Origin of the sequence: Mycobacterium mantenii (genome assembly GCF_010731775.1) — a bacterium.
GTDB lineage: Bacteria > Actinomycetota > Actinomycetes > Mycobacteriales > Mycobacteriaceae > Mycobacterium > Mycobacterium mantenii.
Genome location: NZ_AP022590.1, coordinates 693,956 through 714,324, shown reverse-complemented (window position 1 = coordinate 714,324; position 20,369 = coordinate 693,956). Strand labels below are relative to the sequence as shown.

Here is a 20,369-nt window from a genome sequence, read left to right as displayed (position 1 = left end):
CCGGCGGCTATCAGCGCGCCGGTTTGATCAGCAGGCCCTGCCCGGTGGGCAGCGAGCAGATCTTCACGCCCAGCTCGCGGGCGACCTCGTCCATGGCGGCGAGTTGCTCGCCACGTCCCCGATTCGCATAGTCGTCCAGCAGCACAAATGCCCCAGGTGTCAGGCGCGGCCAAAAGAAGCGCAGCGCAGCGACTTCGGGAGGAGCGCAGTTCATGTCGATGTGCAGGTATGCCACCGACGGCGCCTCCACCTGCTCGAGCGTTTCCGGCACCGCGCCTACGATGATGCGCTTGTTCTGCCACTGCGCGAAATTGGCGCGGACGCTGTCAACGCCGTTGGCGTACATCCCGTTGCGCAGGTGCCCCTCGCTCGTCTCCAGCGCGCCGGCCTTGCGTTCGTTCTCGGTAACGAACCGCGGGTCGATTCCGGCGAACGTGTCGAGCAGGTAGAACGTCTTGCCCAAGCGATCCCAGTCCAGGTACTCCATGATGGCGCTGCTCAAAAAGCCGTAACTCACACCGCACTCGACGAAATCACCCTCCAGCTGGCTGGCACTCGCGGCAGCCCACAGCCCGACGTGCACGCGCCACTGCCACTGGTACCAATCCTCGTTGCCCAAAGATTTGGCACCCCGCTGGTAGGCGCGCTGGAAATCGGGATCATCAAGGAAGCCGTGAAAGTTGTTGAACGTGATCAGCGCGTCGTTGGCGTAGACGTCCGGCAGCAGCGTGCGCGCGAGCCAGTATTCGGTGCGCACCCACCACATCCTGAGGCGAGTGCCTGTTGTCAGCCCTGTTGCCACGGCGGCAACCATAACATCGGCGCACACAGCGTCCGCGGAGAACGCGATGGTTGCGCCGTGATCGTGTTTCGACCATCCCTCCCAGGAGGGCAAACCATTTCGGACACTTAGGGTTTCAGCTATCTCACGACTTGCGCCACAGCACGCCGGTGCCGTCGATCTCGATGATCTCGTCGGTCACGCCGTGTTGTGTGCGGTAGTCGGTCACGGCCTGCGCGCACGCCTTGATCGCGTGGTAGTCGTCGACGATGCAAAACCCTCCGGGTGACAGCCGCGGGTAGAGCGCGTCGAGCGCCTGGATCGTCGATTCATAAAGGTCGCCGTCCAGCCGCAACACCGAGATGTGATCGATCGGGGCGTCCTGCAGGGTGTCCTTGAACCACCCCGGGAGGAAACGAACCTGATCGTCGAGCAACCCGTAGCGCTCGAAATTCGCCTTGACATGTTCCTGCGGCACGCCCAGGATGCGCGCGTGGCGGTGCAGCCTAATCCCTTTGTCCGCCTTGTAATTGACGGTGTCCGGGGGCGGCACGCCGGCGAAGGAATCGCACAGCCACACGGCCCGCTTCTCGTCCCCGTGGGCCGCCAGCACGGCGCGCATCAGGATCGAGGCGCCACCGCGCCACACACCGCACTCGACCAGGTCGCCGGGGACGTCCTCTTCCAGAACCTTTTCCACGCAGTTCTGCAAACTGGTCAACCGCTGCATGCCGATCATCGTCAGGGCGTCCGCCGGCCAGTCCAGACCGAGATCGCGAGCTTGCCTGTTGAACGGACGTTTCCGCACGAGCATCAGGTTGCGGGTATTGAAGAGGGGACGGCCCAGCCGGTACAACCCCACCGGCACCAGCTCGTCGCTGCCATACCTGGTGAGGTCGCGCCGGAGCAGGTCGAGGTATGCAAACCGCGTGTCGTGATCGGTCACGGCCAAAACTGCCCCTAACTCCGCATCTCAGTGGTACCGCTAGAGAGCCTAGACTCCCATCGACGCCGTCAAAGCGTTTCGCAGTGTATCCGTCCCCGGCTCAGCGACTGCGCTCTGCTGGAAAACCGGGAACGCATCGCCCCGCGCGGGCGAACTCCTCCAGCAAATCGACTGCGTGACCCGCGCTCTCGGCGGGTTTGCTCATCCTGGTGGAAAGCTCACGCGCACGAGTGAGGTACTCCGGCGCGAGGATCTTCCGCAGATCCGACACCAGCGTTTCGGGCGTCGAGGCCGCGAACCGCCGGGACGTGCCCACCTTGAGGTGTTTGACGTGAGACCCCCACATCGGCTGATCGCCCGCCGTCCAGAGGATCAGCGTGGGAACGCCGGCGCGCAGGCCTGCCGCCGTGGTGCCCGATCCGCCGTGATGCACGACGGCACGGCAGGAGGGGAAGATCTTCGTGTAGTTGACCACGCCGACGACCTTGACGTGTTCCAACTGGGGGACGTCGGTGAAGTCGCTCCAGCCCGAGCAGATCAACGCCCGCTCCCCCAACTCCGCGCAGGCGGCGCCGATCATCCGGACCGTGTCGGCGGGGGTTTCGGCGACCGGCATGCTGCCGAAACCGAAACAGATCGGCGGCGTTCCCTGGGCGATCCACGCCAAGACCTCGTCGTCGCAGTCCGTGGTCAGTTCCATGGTCAGGGAACCCACGAACGGCCGCTGGCTGCCCCACTTCTTCTTCCATTCGTCAGCAAGACCGGGGAAGCACACGTCGTCATACGCCTGGATTTCCAGCGAGCCACGTTCGGCGATCCGTCGCGGTGAGGCAACCGTGGCGGTCGCTAGGCCGAGCTCACGGCGCTGCCGATCCTCGGCCTTCTTGTTCATCCGCCAGCACATCCAGTCGTATATCGACATTCCGGTGCGGACCAGGGGCGCGGGCACTCTGGGCAGCAGCTCGCCGTTGGGGCGCATCGGGATGTAATGCAGCGTGGCCATCGGAATGTCGTAATAGTCCGCGACGTTGATGGCCAAGTCCTGGTAAAGCTGGCCGGTGAACAGCAAATCGGCACCCGCGCCCACCGACATCAGTGCCGCGCTCATTTCCTGCCAGTTCCGCAGCACCGGTTCCCAGGCTTCGCGCATCAAGCTGATCGGTCCCTTGCGGAAATTTTTCCAGAAGTCCCGGATGAATTCGTCGCTCCAAAAGTCGTGCATGTCTGGGCCATAGCCGATCGCCGGAAGGCCGGCCGACTCGGCCAGTTCGACGAGATTGGGCGGAACGGCCATGCGTACCGAATGACCCCTGCGCATCAGTTCACGACCGATGGTGAGGCAAGGTTCGATATCCCCACGCGTTCCATAGCTTGCCACAGCAAATTTCATCGCGAGTGTTACCTTAATCAATCTCCGACGGCGTCGACAACGTTGGCCGCGGCGTTTCCGCTCGGTGATCCGCGGCTCGCCGTTGGCGCTGCAATCTGCTCAGAGACATCTTCTGTAGTTGTTTCGCAACGGATTTGGCAGCCCGAGGCCAAACTTGCCCGTAAGAGTGCATCGGTGTTATCAGCGGCGACAAAGCCAACCTCACCGGCCCTCCCCCCGACCGTATAAGTATGACAACCCTGGTTCGGTATAGCTGTACTCCAAGGCGTCGTCGCTGATCTTACGTGAGTCTGCCAGACGATCGAAATCGTGTCTGCGAAAGCGGCAACTCGGCCGGCATGCCCTATTCGATAACTAAATCGGCTATTTTCCCTGCGCAATGGTTATAGCGAACCTAGCTGGATCGGGTATGACTGCGCGAGTTGACGAAGTTCTCCACGACATCGGCTGCTTTGACCACGCTGTCGGCCGGCTTGGTCATCCGGGCCGCGATCTCGCGGGCGCGCTGAGCGTAATCCGGGGCCAGGATCCGGCGCAGGTCCGATACCAGTGATTCGCGGTCGGTTGCCGAAAACCGCCGTGTGGTACCGACTTTCAGCCGTTTGAGCTGGGCACCCCAGATTGTCTGATTAGCGTCCATCGACAAGATCAGCGTGGGAACTCCGGCGCGCAGGCTCGCGGCCGTGGTGCCCGAGCCACCGTGGTGAACCACCGCGCGGCAGACGGGAAATATGGCCGCGTAGTTCACCGGACCCACCACCTTGACGTGATCGGCAAGGGGGACGCCGCTGAAGTCGCTGCGGCCGGCGGCAATCAACGCCCGCTCGCCCAGCTGCGCGGAGGCCGTGCTGATCATCTCGACTGTTTCGGCCGGAGATTCGACCGGCATACTGCCGAAACCGAAGCAGATCGGCGGTGTTCCGCTGCGAATCCACCACATCACTTCGTCGTCGGCTTCCGTGGTCAGCTCCATCGTCAGCGTGCCGACAAAGGGCCGCAAGCCATCCCATCTCGCCCACTCGGCCGCCAGACCCGGAAAGCAAACCTCGTCGTAGGCCTGAATTTCCAGCGAGCCGCGGTCGGCGATCCGCCGCGGTGACGGTCCCGTCGCCTTCGGCAGCCCCAATTCTCGGCGCTGGCTGTCTTCGACCTTCTTATTCAGGCGCCAACAGAACCAGTCGAACCCCGTCATCGCCGAGCGGGCCAGTGGCGCTGGCAGGATCGAAACGACCTGGCCGTTGGGCCGCATGGGAACGTGATGCAGGGTGGCCAACGGAAGGTCGTAGTACTCGGCGACGTTGGCGGCCGGCTCCTGGTAGCTCTGGCCGGCGAACACCAGGTCGGCTCCATCGGCCAGCGACAGCAGCGTGGTGTTCATCTGCGCCCAGCACTGGTCGCTGAGATCCCACATCTCGCGCCACATGCCGCGCATCTCCTGGATCTTCCAGAACCCGCGGAAGAATGCCGTCCAGAAGTCGCGGTACACGTCGAGCCAGGCCTGCGATTCCAGCCCGTACGGCACCGCCGTCAGCCCGGCGGCCTCGGTGAAGCTGACCGAGTCGGGCGGGACGGCCATGACCATGTCATGGCCCCGGCGTTGCAGTTCGCGTGCGACAACCAGGGAAGGCTCGATATCACCGCGCGTTCCATAGCTGGCCAGCACACATTTCATCGCGAATCCATGCCCTTCGGTTGCGCCTTCCATGGTGGTGAACCACCGATATCACTGTAAATATCGACGCATCTCCACAGCACCGGTTTGCGCGACTGCATAACTAGAGGCGGGTGCGCCTCACGGCTTGCGCCACAGCACGCCGGTGCCGTCGATCTCCTGGATCTCTGCGGTCACCCCATGTTGCGTACGGTAGTCCGTCACCGCCCGACGACATGCATCGATGGCGTGATAGTCGTCGACAATGCAAAAGCCGCCGGACGACAGCCGCGGATAGAGCGCATCGAGCGCCTGAATCGTCGATTCGTAGAGATCGCCGTCCAGCCGCAGCACGGAAATGCGTTCGATCGGGGCGTCCTGCAGGGTGTCCTTGAACCAACCGGGCACAAAGCGAACCTGATCGTCGAGCAATCCATACCGCTCGAAATTCGCTTTCACTTGCGCCTGAGGAATTGCCAGAACACCGGCGGCACGATGCAAGTTGATGCCCTTGTCCGCCTGGTAGTTCGCGGCATCCGGTGGCGGCACCCCTTCGAACGAATCGCACAGCCACACCGACCGCGTCTTGTCGCCGTACGCGGACAGCACGGCGCGCATCAAGATGGACGCCCCTCCCCGCCACACGCCGCACTCGACGAGATCACCCGGGACGTCGTCTTTCAGGATCGTCTCCACGCACTGCTGCAAGCTGGTCAGCCGCTGCATGCCGATCATCGTCAAGGCATCCGCCGGCCAGTCCAGGCCGAGGTCACGCGCGTTTTTGTTGAATGGACGCTTGCGCACAAGCATCAGGTTGCGGGTTTTGAAAAGTGGACGGCCCAGGCGGTACAAGCCAACCGGTATCAGCTCGTCGCTGCCGTATTGGGTGAGGTTGCGTCGTAGTAACTCGAGGTACGCGGATCGGGTGTCCAGAAATGGTGATCGCATGTCACGATCGGTGACGGTCAAAGCTGCCCCTTAGTTCAGAGAAGTACTGGCATTGATGTCCCCGACAGCGTCGGGGACATCAATGCGTCGCGCATTTGTCCCACTAACTCGCCTGACCGGCCTCCTTGGCGTGCCCCCCGCTCCTACCGGTGCCTCATACGTGCCCTACCCGAGTAGTGCCACCCATCATAGGCTTAACGGGGCGTTATCTTTACCAACGAATTCGCGGGACCCCACGCTTCAACGGCGTACGACGTGTTCAACGACGGGACGGCCCGCGTCGTTCACCGGGCCGACACTTCGGCCTGCCCGCCGATCCACTCGAGTAGGGCGCCCAGACCGTCGTCGAGCGTGGAATTCGGATGCCAGCCGAGCTCGGTTTGCGCCGGCTCGATGTCGCAACTCGCTGCGCGAACGTCGCCGTCGCGGAATTTCGGGACGACGACGGGTTCGGGCGCGTCACACATCGCGGCGATCTTGTTGGCCAGCTCATGGATGGTGGTGGCGTTTCCGGACCCGATGTCCAGGCAGCGCGGCTGGGTTGCGGGCCGCTGGATGGCCGCGAACAGCGCGTCGACGACGGCGTCGATGTAGACGAAGTCGCGCACGATCCGGCCGTCCTCGTAGACCTCCAGCGCAAGCCCCTGACGCGCCAACCGCGCGAACAGCGCGACGATCCCGGTATACGAGTTGGTCAGGGACTGGCCGGGGCCGTAGACATTCTGCAGTCGCAGCACGCTGAGGTTGGTGTCGTGCGCCGCCGTCCAGGCGCCCAGCAGGTGCTCCTGGGCGAGCTTGGTCGCCGCGTAGACGTTGGTGGGCCGGGGCTCTGTCCGGTCGGCGCGGCTGGGCAGCGGCACCGCCTGCCCGCCCGCCGGTCCCTGCGGATCCCACACGCCCGCCACGAGCTGCGCGTGGCTGCGGGGTTTCGGATAGAAAACCTGCGCGCCGGACTGCCACGCGCCCTCGCCGTACACCGCCCTGGACGACGCCAGGACCAGTTGTTCGGGCACGATTCCCGAGCGGCTCAAGGCGTCGAGAAGCTGGGTGGTTCCCACCACGTTCACCGAACCGTGGCGGGTCGCCTCGGAGAGCGATTGTGCGGTTCCGGTCTCGGCCGCCAGATGCACGACCTGGGAAGGGCGGAACAGCCGCAACACCGCGTCCCAATCGGGTGCATGCGTGACGTCGCCGGTGAAAAGCCGCACGGCCGGCGGCAGCTCGAGCGGCCGATTCCCGCCGTGCACCTGCGGATGCAAGACGTCCATGACGGCGACGTCGTAGCCGTTCTCGACGAGACGGTGTGAGAGCGCCGACCCGATGAATCCTGCCCCACCACTGATGAGCACGGACGCTGACAAGAATCGACGCCTTTCTTTCGTGTACTCCGGATTTAAGCGACCGGCACGCATCGCCGCGCGGTCCGGTCGATCATATCGGGGACTTCCCGCGGCATCAGAGAATTCTGCGAAGCGGCTCGACCGGCGCGCGGAACCCGCACGACGTGCGCGACCGCGGCCCGCGGCGAACTAGGCCCAAGTCCCCTTGTGCCGATGCGCCATTGCGATGGCCTCCATCACCGGCCGAGCGACGACGGGCCGGAAGATGCGGAAGAGCACGCTGTTCGATAAACCGTGAAAGTCCTCGAAAGCCTTGCGGAAATCCCGCTCACTCGCGCGGTAGGACGCGAAAACGCGGTCCAGCGTTGAAATGTCGAGAGGGTCGTCCTGGGCTGCCTCGCGCAGCCCATCGTAGACCAGGGAGATCCAATCCGCGCCAAAGAGATCCGTCACCGGCCCGCAGTGCCGCTGCCGATGCAGACCGGGAGTAAGGAACGCTTCGACGGCGTCCTCGTCCTGGGTGTCCAGTTCGATCGGCAGCTCGGTGGAAATTCGCTTCATTTCGCGACGCCAGTCATCGAGGAGGTTCGCGTAGTCGACGAAGACGCGCGGCACGTCGCGAGTGTTTCGTTCTGCGAGGATGTTGCATTTCAACCACAACGCACTCGCGAGCGCGGGAGAGACGTGCCAGGACTTCACGATCGACGAAATGACCTCTTGCGGATGGCGTACCGCGATGACCGACGCGACGTCGAATCCAGCCTGACGTGCCGCTTTGAACCACAGGTCAGACAGCGTGGTGATCCTGGGCTCCTTGATCACCACGAGCGGCGCCGCAGGCAGACTGGACAAATACGCGGCGATCTTCGCGGTGCACGCCTCGCTCTCGTCGCGAGCGACTGCACCATTGTCCAAAAAGCGCAATGACGGGTCGTACCAATTGGTTCCGAGCCGGCGCAGGATCGTTTCGTTGAGCGAGATGGCTGCCCGCGGCTCCCAATAACCGAGCGGATTGTTCGCGTCGGCGCCCAGCAGCCCAGCCGGGAGGGTGCCTCCGGATAGCGAGAGAACCCGGGTGAGCGCCGAAGTCCCGGACCGTTGCGGCCCCAGCACGAACAGCACGACCGGGCGAGTGCCGACGGAGCTGGCGGTGTCTTCGGTTGGTTTGCTCGTGCGGGCCAATTTCATCGCGAATCCACACCTTTCACTCGTCGTGCGCCTGGCCGACTTCCGGAATTCGGTTGTTGTCTATGCCGTTCCGGTTTGCTGCAAGGCCTCTCGACGGGAGGGCAGCAATCCACCGGAGCCAGCGTCTTCACGTACGCTGCGAAGTCCGAGGCTGAATCTCAGCGCTCTCAACATCTTTGGCGAAAGAGGAGATACTTGAACCGAACTCCCCATGCGGAGTCAGGTCTGACTTGCGACCGCCAACTTCGCCCCCGGTTTCATCGGATATTGTGCCCGTCAGAACTATAACCGGACCCGATGGATCAGCACACAGATTTTACGAATTTGTTTCGCTTACTTAATGTTTGGATGGACGCCGCGGGGGTGCATATCTCACTCCAGGCCAACGTTTCACGGAGAGGACGTCGCTGACCAGCGCGAAACGGCGTCTAGGCCCAGGCTCCCCTGCGCCTGTGCACCATCGCGGCGATCTCCAGGATCGGCTTCACGAGGAACGGCCTGAACACCCGGCGAACCACGCTGTTGGTTCGACTGTGGAATTCCGTGAAGGCCAACCGGAAATCCCGCTCGCTGGCCTGATACGACTCGAACACCCGATCCAGTGTCGATGCGTTCAAAGGGTCGTCCTGGGCGGCCCCGCGCAGCGCTTCGTAGACCGCGGAGATCCAGTCCGTGCCGAAATGATCTGCCACCGGGCCGCAGGATCTCTGGCGACGAAGATCCGGAGTGAGAAACTCCTCGATTGCACCCTCTTCGGCGGTGTCCAGATCGATTTCGAGCGTCGTCGCAATGCGCTTCATCTCGCGGTGCCAGTCGTCGAGCAGGTTCGCGTAGTCGACGAATACCCGCGGTATGCCGCGGGTGTGCCGCTCGGCGAGCAGGTTGTATTTGAGCCATAGGGCGCTCGAGAGCTCCGGTGAGGTCTGCACGTACTTGGCCGCCGAGGCGATCACCTCTTGCGGGTGGCGCACCGCAATCACTGCGGCGACGTCGAAGCCGACCTGGCGCGCCGCCTCGAACCACAGTTCGGACAGCGCGGTGATCCGCGGTTCCTTGATGACCACCAGCGGCGCGGCCGGCAGCGTGCCCAGGTAAGCGCCGATCTCCGCGATGCAGGCGGCCTTCTCCCCGGCGCCGAACGCACACTCTTCCTGCAGGCGCATAGTCGGGTCGTACCAATTGCTGTCGTGGCGTCGCAAAATCGTCTCGTTGAGCATGATCGCCGCGCGCGGCTCCCAATAGCCGCGCGGGTTGTTCCCGTCGGCGCCGCACATCCCGGCCGGCAGGGTGCTCCCGCAGAGCGACAGGACCCGGGTGAGCGCCGATGTCCCCGACCGTGCCATGCCCATCACGAACAGCGCGACGGGGCGAACTTCGCATCGGGAGCGGGCGGCAGGCGCCGGAAAATCGCCGCCAGTGGCGACGCTATCGGCGGACTTGGTCGTGGGGGCAGGCGTCATCGCGAAACCCATACCTTTCAGTTCGCGTCTGTCAGGCCCCCGGGATCTGGTCATTATGCATGACTTTGCAATTTCTCGCGCGGTGTTCAATTACTCCCCTTTGGCCACCACGCGACCGGTCACGAAGCGTCTTCGGCCACGTAAATCAGTGCGCCAAAGACGCCGAATAGGCGGCGCTTTTCCCGGGTTCGGCGCCGGGATTCTTAGATCAGCGGCGAATCACACGAGCCGGGCACCGCAGTGCAAACGCAGCCCAAGAACTCGTCAGGCGCTCATTCGGCCGAGACGGCGTCCGCGGCGGGTTGTTCCCCGATATCCGCGGCACCCCATCCGCGCGCTTTGCGCTTGAAGCGCGATTTGAGCGACAGCGCACGCTTTTCCACCAGGAACCAGCTGAGTGCGGCCAGCGGGAGGGTCGCGGCGGCGGCGACGAACGCGAACGCCAGCGGATGCAAGAAGGCGAGCCCGCAGATCACCAGCAACTGCTGCATCGGCCACGCGTAGATGTAGACGCCATAGGAAAGGTCGGTGCGCAACCGCAAGCGCTCGTTGTGGATCAGCGCGCCCGAAACGACGACGGCGTAAGCCAGCGGAAGCGCGGCCAGTATCCGGTAGTTGGGCACCAGCAGGCCGGCCGCCACGACGATGACGGCGCTCAAGGCCACGAGTGACCATCGAGCGGGAATTTTGTCCCGAAACTCGTGCAGCACTGCACCCGCAGCGAACACCAGCGCGAACCGCGTCACCATCTGCGGGAACGTCGGCACCGCGTCGACCGGGTAGGAGACCAGCACCGCGGCGACAAGAAAGAGTGTGAACACCACAGGAGCGGGCCACCGGCGATTGAAGAGGCCGGCTATGCCGGCAATGGCGACGGCGATGTAGCAGAACAATTCGAAGATGAGCGTCCACAGCACCCCGTCCCACACGCCCGGGAAGGGGACATTCTTCGGCGTTCCATCGATGCCGGCGTGGTACACGTTCAATACGGCGTTGTTCAGTACATAGGTAATCGGCGCGGGAGACAGCAATAGCCGCACGGCAGAACCTTTTTGGATCAGCACGCCGATTGGGGCGATGACGAACGCGACCACCACCAGGCAGACCCACAGGCCCGGAAAGATCCGAAGGCCACGGGCGACGAAGTACTCGCGGAGGCGCGGGTTGCGCACCCAGCTCGACGTGATGAGGAAGCCCGAGATGACGAAGAACCCGTCCACCCACCCCTGTGTGAGCAACTGGTCGACCGGAGTATGCAGCTTGCGGCCGGTCAGCGGCCAGGAGTGTTCCAGGATGACGCCCGACGCCAGCACCAAGCGCCAAACGTTCAGCGCATTATGTCGCGGGTCGAATACCTGCGCGAGCCTCGGACTTGCCGCACCTCGCCACTGTGGCCGGCGGCCGGCGGTGGCATCGCGGCCGGAAACTTCGGGGTTCGCACTCATGTGGGGGTTCCGATGCGTTCGACCAGGCGACCTGAGTTTGCCGTTCTCCTGGATGCCGATATCGCCGTCCGGCCATCAGCGCGCCCCCAACGCGCCGATCACCGACCGTGCTTTCTCCGGCAACGCCGCGAGCATGCACGGAATTCGACGGGGCAAACATCGGGTCAGAGTACATCGTCCACAAAACACCCCCGCGGGGGTGCGGCCGACGACGAAGGTGGCTAGCCGGCGACGGCCCCCGGCTCGTAGAACGGTGCCCCGTATTCGGTGACCGGTTGAAAGCCGCGTTCGCGTGCCTTCTCGGCGGCCTTGCGAATCAGCGCATAGATGCCGACGAACGCCGCGTGATCGGTCATCACGAATGGTGTCAGCAGCCGGTTGTGCACCAGCGAGAAGGCGACCCCGCTCGCCGGGTCGGTCCAGCCGAGCGAACCACCGAGCCCGACATGGCCGAAGCCGGGCATCACGTTGCCGATGGGCAGGCTGTGGTAGCCCAGATGGAACGCCAACGGCACGAACAGGTTTCGGTCCGGGCGCAGGCTGCGTCGGCCGGTCAGGCCGGCGACCAGCTCGCGGGACAGGAACCGGGTGCCGTCGACCTCGCCGCCGTTGGCGATGGCGCCGTACATCCGTGCCAGGCCGCGGGCCGTCGTCACCCCGTTGGCCGCTGGGATCTCGGCGTCCAGCAATGGGGTGTCGCCCTGAACCGCGGCGATCATGCCCGGGAAGTACATGGACCGGAATCCGCCGGAGAGCTCGTTGACGACCTTGCGCGTCACGCAGTTGACGAGCGAATTGCTCACGATGTTCTGCGGGGCGACGATCTGGGCGACACGCGTCGGCGCCCCGGCCGGCGGGCGTCCCAAATACAACCCATCGGTGCCCAACGGCTCGGCGAGCTCCTCGCGGATCAGCGTGCCCATGCCTTTGCCGGTCACGGCCCGGCCGATGCCCGACATCAGCCAGCCGAAAGTCAGCGCGTGATACGCCGACTTGCCCAGCAGCCGCCCGGGAGCCGCCGCGGCCAGCTTCTCCTCCATCACAACGTGATCGAGCAGTTCGTCCTTGGTGGCGCCCCGCAGGCCCGACAGGCCGGCAGCATGCCGCATGACGTCGCGCACGGTCATGTCGGCCTTGCCGTTGGCCGCGAACGCCGGCCAGTACTCGGCGACGGGGGCGTCGTAGTCGATCAGCCCCCGATCGGCGAGCCGGTGAATGACTGTGGCGGCCATCCCTTTCGTTGCCGAGAACACCATCGTCGCGCTGTCGGCCGACCACGGCGTATGGCCACCCCGATCTGACCAACCCGTCCAGACGTCGACAACGGGCTGGCCGTCGAGATACACGGCCAGCGCCCCACCACCGAACCGGCGGGCCGGGAACATGCTGGCGAAACTACGAACGACGCAACCGAAGTGTGAGTCCGCCGCGCCGGACACACGATGACCTGCGTCAGGGTCATCGTGGACACGGACCGCGCGTCGATCGACTCGGGTATCCACCGTCACACTTTGAATTTACTTCGATTTCACAACCGGCAGGAGCGGAATCCCGATTATTTACCTATCCGTTAGCCTGACGCGGCCGTCAATATTTGCTGGGCCGCCAGCGCGGGAGTTAGCTCCCCCGCCTTGACCTTTCGCTCCACGTCAGCACGGATCTTGCGCACCGCGGGGCTGGACATCAGCCGGTCCAGCACCGTGTCGCGCACCATCTGCCAGGTCCAGTCGACCAACTGGGCCCGGCGGCGCGCCTCGAACTCCCCCGCCTCGCTGAGCACCTGCCGGTGACGTTCGATGGTGTCCCACAATTCCTTGAGGCCGGTCCCCTCGGCCGCGCTCATGGTGAGGACGGGCGGCCGCCACAGCGTTTCACGCGGATGTATCAACCTGATCGCCCCGGACAGCTCACGCGCGGCCGACCGGGCCTCGGCGACGTGATCCCCGTCGGCCTTGTTCACCACGACGATGTCGGCCAGCTCCAGCACACCCTTTTTGATGCCCTGCAACTGATCTCCGCCGCGCGCCAGCGTCAGCAGTACGAAGGTGTCGACCATGTTGGCCACCGTCACCTCGGACTGACCGACCCCCACGGTCTCGATCAGGATCACGTCGAAGCCGGCCGCCTCCAGCAGCACCGCCGTTTCGCGGGTGGCCTTGGCCACCCCGCCCAGGGTGCCCGACGTGGGCGACGGCCGAATGTATGCATCCGGATGCATAGCCAGGCGCGACATCCGGGTCTTGTCACCGAGGATCGAGCCGCCGGTGCGGGTGGACGACGGGTCGACGGCCAACACCGCCACCCGATGGCCCAGTTCGATCAGATGCATGCCGAGGGCCTCGATGCTGGTGGACTTTCCCACCCCGGGGATCCCGGTGATGCCGACGCGATGCGCCTTACCCGAATCCGGCGTCAACTCCAACAGCAGCCGCTGCGCCTTCTCGTGATGGTCGGCGCGGGTGGACTCCAGCAGCGTGATGGCCCGCGGCAGCGCCGTGCGATCACCGTTGCGGATCGCCTCGGCCAATTGTTCCGGGTTCATCTTTCCCACACCGCGAGACTGCAACTGGCGACGCATTTCCCGAGTAACACCGTCGGTAGTTGCAGTGTCGCGGCGATCATTACAGGTCGTAACCCAGCCGCTCGGCGAGCTTGTGCAGCAAACCGATTGCGGCGTCGGCGATCACCGTCCCGGGCGGGAAGATGGCAGCGGCCCCGGCCTTATACAGCTCGTCGAAGTCGCCCGGCGGAATGACGCCCCCGACCACGATCATGATGTCGGGCCGCCCCACTGCGGCCATCGCCTCGCGCAGCGCGGGCACCAGCGTCAGATGGCCGGCGGCGAGCGAGGACACCCCGACCACGTGCACGTCGTTGTCGGCGGCCTGGCGGGCCACCTCCTCGGGGGTGGAGAACAGCGAACCGACGTCCACGTCGAAACCGATGTCGGCGAACGCCGTCGCGATCACCTTCTGACCGCGGTCGTGGCCGTCCTGGCCCATCTTCGCGACCAGAATTCTGGGGCGGCGACCGTCGGCTTCCGCGAACTTCTCGACAAGTTCGGTGGCGTCCGAGAAGGAAGTCATGTTTCCGCCCCCCCGTGCTTCGTCGCGGTAGACCCCGGCGATGGTACGGATCTCCGCCTGGTGACGGCCATACACCTTCTCCAGCGCGTCGGAGATCTCGCCGACGGTGGCCTTGGCGCGGGCCGCGTCGATGGCCAGCGCCAGCAGGTTGTTGCCCAGCCCGTCTCGATCCCCCTTGCCGGCTCCGCCGGATTGCGCGGCCGCCGCACGCGAAAGTTCCGCCAGCGCCGCGTCCACCGCCGCCTGGTCACGGCTTTCCCGCAGCTCCTTGAGCTTGGCCAGCTGCTCGGCGCGCACCCGGCTGTTCTCGACCTTGAGGACCTCGACCTCTTGGTCCTCTTCGACCTGGTACTTGTTGATCCCGATCACCGGCTGGATCCCGGAGTCGATGCGGGCCTGAGTGCGGGCCGCCGCCTCCTCGATGCGCAGCTTGGGGATGCCGTCGCTGATGGCCTGCGCCATGCCGCCGTGCTCGGTGACCTCGGCGATGTGGGCGCGGGCGCGTTGCGCGAGCTGATGAGTCAGCCATTCGACGTAGTACGAGCCGCCCCACGGGTCGATCGGCCGCGTGGTGCCCGACTCCTGCTGCAACACCAGCTGGGTGTTGCGGGCGATGCGGGCCGAGAAGTCGGTGGGCAGCGCCAGCGCCTCGTCGAGCGCGTTGGTGTGCAGCGACTGCGTGTGCCCCTGCGTCGCGGCCATCGCCTCGATGCAGGTGCGGGCGACGTTGTTGAAGGCGTCCTGCGCGGTTAGCGACCAGCCCGAGGTCTGCGAATGTGTGCGCAGCGACAGCGATTTGGCGTTCTTCGGGCCGAACTGAGAAACCAGCTCGCTCCACAGCAGCCGGCCCGCCCGCAACTTGGCGACTTCCATGAAGAAGTTCATCCCGATGCCCCAGAAGAACGACAGCCGGGGCGCGAACTTGTCGATGTCCAACTCGGCGTCCAGCCCGGCCTTGATGTAGTCGACCCCGTCGGCAAGCGTGTAGGCCAACTCCAAATCCGCTGTGGCCCCGGCCTCCTGGATGTGGTAGCCGGAGATCGAGATCGAGTTGAACTTCGGCATTTTCGCGCTGGTGTAGGCGAAGATGTCGGAGATGATGCGCATCGACGGCTTGGGCGGATAGATGTAGGTGTTGCGCACCATGAACTCTTTGAGGATGTCGTTCTGAATGGTGCCGGCCAGCTTCTCCGGCGGAACACCCTGCTCCTCGGCGGCCACCACGTACAGCGCCAGGATCGGCAGCACCGCGCCGTTCATGGTCATCGAGACCGACACCGTCGACAGGTCGATGCCGTCGAACAGCTGTCGCATGTCGAGGATGGAATCAATTGCCACGCCAGCCATTCCGACGTCACCCTGCACGCGCGGGTGGTCGGAGTCATACCCGCGGTGGGTGGCCAGGTCGAAGGCCACCGACAGACCCTTCTGGCCCGCGGCCAGGTTGCGCCGGTAGAACGCGTTGGACTCCGCGGCGGTGGAGAACCCGGCGTATTGCCGAATGGTCCACGGCTGATTGACATACATCGTCGGGTAGGGCCCGCGCACGAACGGCGGTTCGCCGGGGAAGCTGTGCAGTGGATACCCGTCGGCTTCCACGGCCGCGCGGTCCGCGCCGATGTAGACCGGTTTGACGTCGATGTCTTCCGGTGTCTGCCATTGCAGTTGCTCGGGTGTGTACGAATGCGCGGCCGCGGCGGCGGCCACGTGTTCTTCGACCGCGGCTTCGGTCGCCGGTGCAACAGTCCGCTCGCTGTGCAGCGGCACATCGGCGAAGCTGCCAACAGCAGGTGCAGTGGTCGTCATCAGTAACTACGCCCCCAGCCTCGTGAGCAGATCCGACAGAGCTTGGACCGCATTGATTTTCGCGGTCAGGAATTGGTCCGGTTGGTGCTCGGCGTCGGCCACGGCCTTTTCCGGCCCGGCCAGATAGACGCGTGATATGCCGGCGCGCTGCGCGGCCTGCACGACGCCCGAGGCCTCGTCCTGGTATCGCTTGTCGGTGCCGCAGATGACCGCCACGGTCGGCGACCCCGCGTCCGTCACCGCCGACGCGACACCGTCGGCGTCGATCGTCCCGGGGTTGATCGCCTCGATGCCACCGGAGGCCAGCAGGTTCGAGGCGAACGTTGCGCGAATGTTGTTCTCGGCCAACGGGCCCAGCGGCAGCAACAGCACCTGCGGGCGCGATCCGGTGCGGGCCAGGTAGGCGTCCGAGCGGTCCCGCAACGCCTCGAACTCCGCGGCGTAACGCACCAGGTTTCCGGCGGCGAGCGGCGAATACGCCGAGTCGCTTTGCGGCAGCGGCGCTTCGGTGAGGTTCGGGAATTCGTTGACACCGGTGATCGCCGTCCGGCGGTGCGCGATGTCGTCACGACGGCGGGCGGCCACCTCGGCGATCTGGCCGGCGATGAAGTCGCGGGCCTCGGTGAATCCGCCGTGCGCCTCGATGGCCTGGAACTGCTCCCAAGCCTGCTCGGCCAGGCGGCCGGTCAGGTCCTCCACGAACCACGAACCACCGGCCGGGTCCAGGACGCGACCCACATGCGACTCCTCGAGCAGCAGCAGCTGCGTGTTGCGCGCGATGCGGCGAGCGAAACTCGTTGCTATGTCCGGGAATCCGCCGTCGATCGCGACGTCGAACGGGAAGACCAGCAGGGAGTCGGCGCCACCGACCCCGGCGCCGAAGGCGGCCAGGGTGCAGCGCAGCATGTTCACCCACGGGTCGCGCTGGGTCATCATCGGCAGCGAGGTCTCGGCGTGGATGACGGCCGCACCGCCATCCGGCTCGCCGACAACCTCGGCGACCCGCGCCCACAGGTTGCGCGCCGCGCGGAACTTGGCGATCGTCATGAACTGGTCGTCATCGGCGGCGAACCGGAAGCTGATCTGCCGCAACGCCTCACCGATCGACAACCCCGATTCGGTGAGCACCCGCAGGTAACTCACCGCGGCCGCGACGCTGGCCGCGAGCTCCCACGTCGCGTTGGCACCGAGGTTGTGGAAGGCGGGCCCGTCGACGGTGATCGCGCGCACGCCGGTGTTTCCGGCGGCCCGCTTGGCCACCGCGATCACGTCCTGGACGTTCGGCGCGGGCCGCTCACTCAGCGCCGCGCTCAGCGGGTCGCCGCTCAGGTCGATCGACACGGTGGCGCGCTGGTCGGGTTCCACCCCCTCGGCCATCCCCAGCACCACGTCGCTGGCCGCCGGGTAGTCGGCGCCGGCTTCGAGGATCAGCGGCGCCATGCTCAGATAGACGCCCTCGAGCGCCTCTTCCAGCTGGTCGGGCGCCACGCCCGATTCCCCGATCCGCAGGACCAGGGCGCTGGCCCCATTGTTGAGCGCGTCCAGCACCGCGGAGTTGACGTCTTTTGCCGCGACGCCGGGCACGGGGGTGGCCGGGAAGGCCTCGGCGACCTTCCAGCCGGACTGGACGTCGCGCAGCGCGTCGCCGCCGCGAACATAGGGCCACTCGCCGGGCAGCGGCGGTTCCGGCACTTCGTCGAGTGCGGTGTAGAGCGCGCGGATCGCGATCCCGTCATACGTCGGGGTTTCCAGCAGCCGCTCGGGCGCGTCCCCCAACTGCTCGGGGTCCTTCCGGGTGCTTTTCGCCAGCACACCGGCGACCGCACTGCGCCAACGCCCGCGAACCTGTTCTAGGTCTGCGCGTTCGGGTACATCAATGGACACCGATTGCTCCCTTTTCCCAGCATTTGGGGCTACAGCTCTGGGGATACCACTTAGCTACTGAGGCTAATTGATGACCGCTGGTCGCCAAAAACCGCCAGGTGCGGCCAGTCGTGTGCGATCCACGATGAAACGCCAGCCTCGGGAAACGCCTTATTCATCCGCGCCCCGTACCCTAGGAAGCCGTGACGGGTTCCGCCACCAGCAAAATCACCGAAACGCTTCGCGATCTCGGCGGCGCGATCGGCGTCGCCGCCCGAGGCGTGTCGCGGTCGCGGATCGTCTGGACAGTGGTGGGCATCACAGCGCTGTTGGTGCTGGCATCGTTGCTCCCGCTGCCCTCGCCGGTGCAGATGCGCGACTGGGCGCAGTCCGTCGGGCCGTGGTTTCCGCTGGCGTTCTTGATCGCTCACATCGTCGCGACGGTGGTGCCCTTTCCGCGCACGGCGTTCACCCTGGCGGCCGGGCTGCTGTTCGGTCCGCTGCTGGGCGTCGCCATCGCGGTGGTGGCCAGCACCGCGAGCGCGATGATCGCCATGCTGCTGGTGCGCGCGGCCGGGTGGCGGCTGAACCGCCTGGTGCGCCACCGGTCGATCGACACGGTGGAAGAGCGCCTGCGGCAACGCGGGTGGCTGGCCATCGTGTCGCTGCGGCTGATTCCCGCGGTGCCGTTCTCGGTGCTCAACTACGCGGCGGGCGCGTCGAGCGTGCGGGTGCTGCCCTACGCGGTGGCAACGCTGGCCGGGTTGCTGCCCGGCACCACCGCCGTGGTGGTTCTCGGCGACGCGCTGGCGGGTCACGTCAGCGCACTGCTGTATCTGGTGTCGGGCGTCACGAGCGCGCTGGGGCTAACCGGGCTGATCGTCGAGATTCGCCACTTTCGACGGCACCATCGCCGTGCTCGCCGCCCCCTTGACGGCGAGCCCTCCCCGGAGCCGGCCACCATCAGCTGATCACCAACTTCGGTCAGACCGCCGCGCGGCGCGCCAAAGATCGATCTAATGGTCAGGATGTATGCGGTGGAGGTGGCGAGCTGGGGGGCCTCGTACTCGCCGGCCCGGACCGTCGCGCTGCCGCTGAGCGCCCTGGCGTTGGCGGTGATTGCGGTGATGGGTTTCGTACCCGGCCGCGGCGAGCGGCGCCCTAAGCCCGAGAAGAGCGCCTCCGCCGCAACGGACGTGCCGCCACAGCGGGCCAAAATTCACACCTCGTTGCTCGTCGTTGCCGTGGTGTGCAGCATCGCCGCCCTCGTGGCGGCCGTCTGCCTGTTTCCCAGGACCGCCTCCGCACCGGCGCAGCAGCCGGCACCGCCGCAGCCCGTCCTGGTGCCGATCGATCTGCCCGCCGCCAGCGCCGTGGGTCCGGGCGCCGGGATCTACGTCGACTACGCCGACGGCTCGGGTGGAATGGGTTGCACCGCAGGGTTTTTGGTGCACACCAGCGCCGGCAAGACCGCGATCCTCACCGCAGGGCATTGCAACCGCCCCGGGGGACCCAGCAAGGTGACGATGAACCTCGGCGGCGTCCTTCCCTACGCGACGCTGGGCACGTTCAGCCAGACGGTCAGCGAAGGTGTGCACAACGAACAGCACGACATCGGCCTGATCACGCTGGACGGCGACAACATTCCCCAGTCCCCCGCGGTCGCCTCGACGCTGCCGGTCACCGGTGTCGCCACCAACCTGCAGATTGGTCAGCAGTTGTGCAAATTCGGCATGGGCTCCGGCGCGGACTCCTGCGGGCAGATCGTGAGGATCACGGGCAGCAAAGTCGTGTTCTTGGCGAGCGGCCAGTGCGGCGATTCGGGCGGCCCGGTGTATCTGTACGAAAAGGACGGCACCGTCAGCGCCGTCGGCATCCTCATCCGCGGCGGTGACCCCGTCATCCCCAAAGCCGGGTGCGCGGCGCGGGCCAAGTTCTCCGTCGCCGAGTTGGTGCGGCCCTGGCTGGACAAGTGGCGCCTGACGGCCGTGACCGCGCCGTCTTCCCCGCGCTGACGCGCGATCACTGAGCGCCCCGAGGCGCAGGTTCCTTTCATCTTCAGGTCGGCTTCAGGCTGCCTGTCTACCGTCGCGGCATCGCCTCCGAGTCGGCCACGAGGGGGGCAGGGACCGGTAAATGCGGTGCGAGAAGGTCGATTTCGCGCCTGCCGGGTGAAGGAACCGTCAACAGAGAGGATGGATTGCCCAGTGAAGATCAGGCAAGTGATCGCTGGTTCGTTGATCGCGGGAACCCTCGGGGTGGCCGCGGCCGGGATCGGTGCCGCGGTGGCGAGCGCGGATCCGCCGCCCCCGCCGCCGTGGCCGGGACAACCCTGGGGACCGGGGCCGGGTGGACCAGGCGGGCCAGGCGGGCCAGGCGGGCCGCCCCCTCCGCCGGGTGGACCGCTTGCACCGCCGCCGCCGGGCGGTCCGGGTGGACCGTTCCGTCCGCCGCCACCGCCGGGA

Annotated in this window: 14 protein-coding genes and 1 pseudogene; 2 read left to right on the top strand and 13 right to left on the bottom strand. The window is 65.8% G+C overall.

Features of this window, described 5'->3' with window-relative positions; all coding sequences use genetic code 11:
* Positions 1–10 precede the first annotated feature (10 nt).
* The 13 genes and pseudogenes from G6N50_RS03660 to mutA form a co-directional block, all read right to left on the bottom strand.
* Positions 11–814: a class I SAM-dependent methyltransferase gene (locus G6N50_RS03660; RefSeq protein WP_169926971.1), complete on the bottom strand. Its 804-nt coding sequence runs from the start codon at positions 812–814 to the stop codon at positions 11–13.
* 112 nt (positions 815–926) lie between these two features.
* On the bottom strand, positions 927–1,733 hold the full coding sequence (locus tag G6N50_RS03655; protein ID WP_083097524.1) for a TylF/MycF/NovP-related O-methyltransferase: 807 nt from the start codon (positions 1,731–1,733) through the stop codon (positions 927–929).
* Positions 1,734–1,827: 94 nt separating this feature from the next.
* Positions 1,828–3,117, bottom strand: coding sequence for a glycosyltransferase (locus G6N50_RS03650; protein ID WP_083097526.1), 1,290 nt, complete (start codon positions 3,115–3,117; stop codon positions 1,828–1,830).
* Positions 3,118–3,511: 394 nt separating this feature from the next.
* Positions 3,512–4,789 (bottom strand): glycosyltransferase, encoded by a 1,278-nt coding sequence (locus G6N50_RS03645; protein WP_083097580.1) that lies wholly within the window; start codon positions 4,787–4,789, stop codon positions 3,512–3,514.
* Positions 4,790–4,909: 120 nt separating this feature from the next.
* Complete coding sequence (locus G6N50_RS03640) at positions 4,910–5,716, bottom strand: TylF/MycF/NovP-related O-methyltransferase (RefSeq protein WP_083097582.1); 807 nt, start codon at positions 5,714–5,716, stop codon at positions 4,910–4,912.
* Between the two features lie 284 nt (positions 5,717–6,000).
* Complete coding sequence (locus G6N50_RS03635; RefSeq protein WP_083097528.1) at positions 6,001–7,065, bottom strand: NAD-dependent epimerase/dehydratase family protein; 1,065 nt, start codon at positions 7,063–7,065, stop codon at positions 6,001–6,003.
* Between the two features lie 180 nt (positions 7,066–7,245).
* Positions 7,246–8,244: a sulfotransferase family protein gene (locus G6N50_RS03630; protein WP_083097530.1), complete on the bottom strand. Its 999-nt coding sequence runs from the start codon at positions 8,242–8,244 to the stop codon at positions 7,246–7,248.
* 428 nt (positions 8,245–8,672) lie between these two features.
* Positions 8,673–9,587: a sulfotransferase family protein gene (locus G6N50_RS03625; RefSeq protein WP_083097584.1), complete on the bottom strand. Its 915-nt coding sequence runs from the start codon at positions 9,585–9,587 to the stop codon at positions 8,673–8,675.
* A gap of 389 nt (positions 9,588–9,976) precedes the next feature.
* Positions 9,977–11,149: an acyltransferase family protein gene (locus G6N50_RS03620; RefSeq protein ID WP_083097532.1), complete on the bottom strand. Its 1,173-nt coding sequence runs from the start codon at positions 11,147–11,149 to the stop codon at positions 9,977–9,979.
* Between the two features lie 221 nt (positions 11,150–11,370).
* Positions 11,371–12,657 (bottom strand): esterase/beta-lactamase LipL, encoded by a 1,287-nt coding sequence (lipL, locus tag G6N50_RS03615; RefSeq protein WP_083097534.1) that lies wholly within the window; start codon positions 12,655–12,657, stop codon positions 11,371–11,373.
* Between the two features lie 51 nt (positions 12,658–12,708).
* Positions 12,709–13,691 (bottom strand): annotated as a pseudogene (meaB, locus tag G6N50_RS03610) (methylmalonyl Co-A mutase-associated GTPase MeaB).
* A 79-nt stretch (positions 13,692–13,770) separates the two neighbouring features.
* Complete coding sequence (scpA, locus tag G6N50_RS03605; RefSeq protein ID WP_083097538.1) at positions 13,771–16,041, bottom strand: methylmalonyl-CoA mutase; 2,271 nt, start codon at positions 16,039–16,041, stop codon at positions 13,771–13,773.
* Between the two features lie 6 nt (positions 16,042–16,047).
* The gene (gene mutA, locus G6N50_RS03600; protein WP_083097540.1) at positions 16,048–17,925 is read right to left on the bottom strand and encodes a methylmalonyl-CoA mutase small subunit; all 1,878 of its coding nucleotides are present in this window, start codon (positions 17,923–17,925) and stop codon (positions 16,048–16,050) included.
* Between the two features lie 182 nt (positions 17,926–18,107).
* Between mutA and G6N50_RS03595 the strand changes: the two genes are divergently transcribed.
* Together G6N50_RS03595 and G6N50_RS03590 are read left to right on the top strand one after the other, a co-directional pair.
* On the top strand, positions 18,108–18,875 hold the full coding sequence (locus tag G6N50_RS03595) for a TVP38/TMEM64 family protein (protein WP_083097542.1): 768 nt from the start codon (positions 18,108–18,110) through the stop codon (positions 18,873–18,875).
* 48 nt (positions 18,876–18,923) lie between these two features.
* A complete protein-coding gene (locus G6N50_RS03590; protein ID WP_083097544.1) occupies positions 18,924–19,919 on the top strand; it encodes a chymotrypsin family serine protease in 996 nt (331 codons plus the stop codon).
* Positions 19,920–20,369 lie beyond the last annotated feature (450 nt).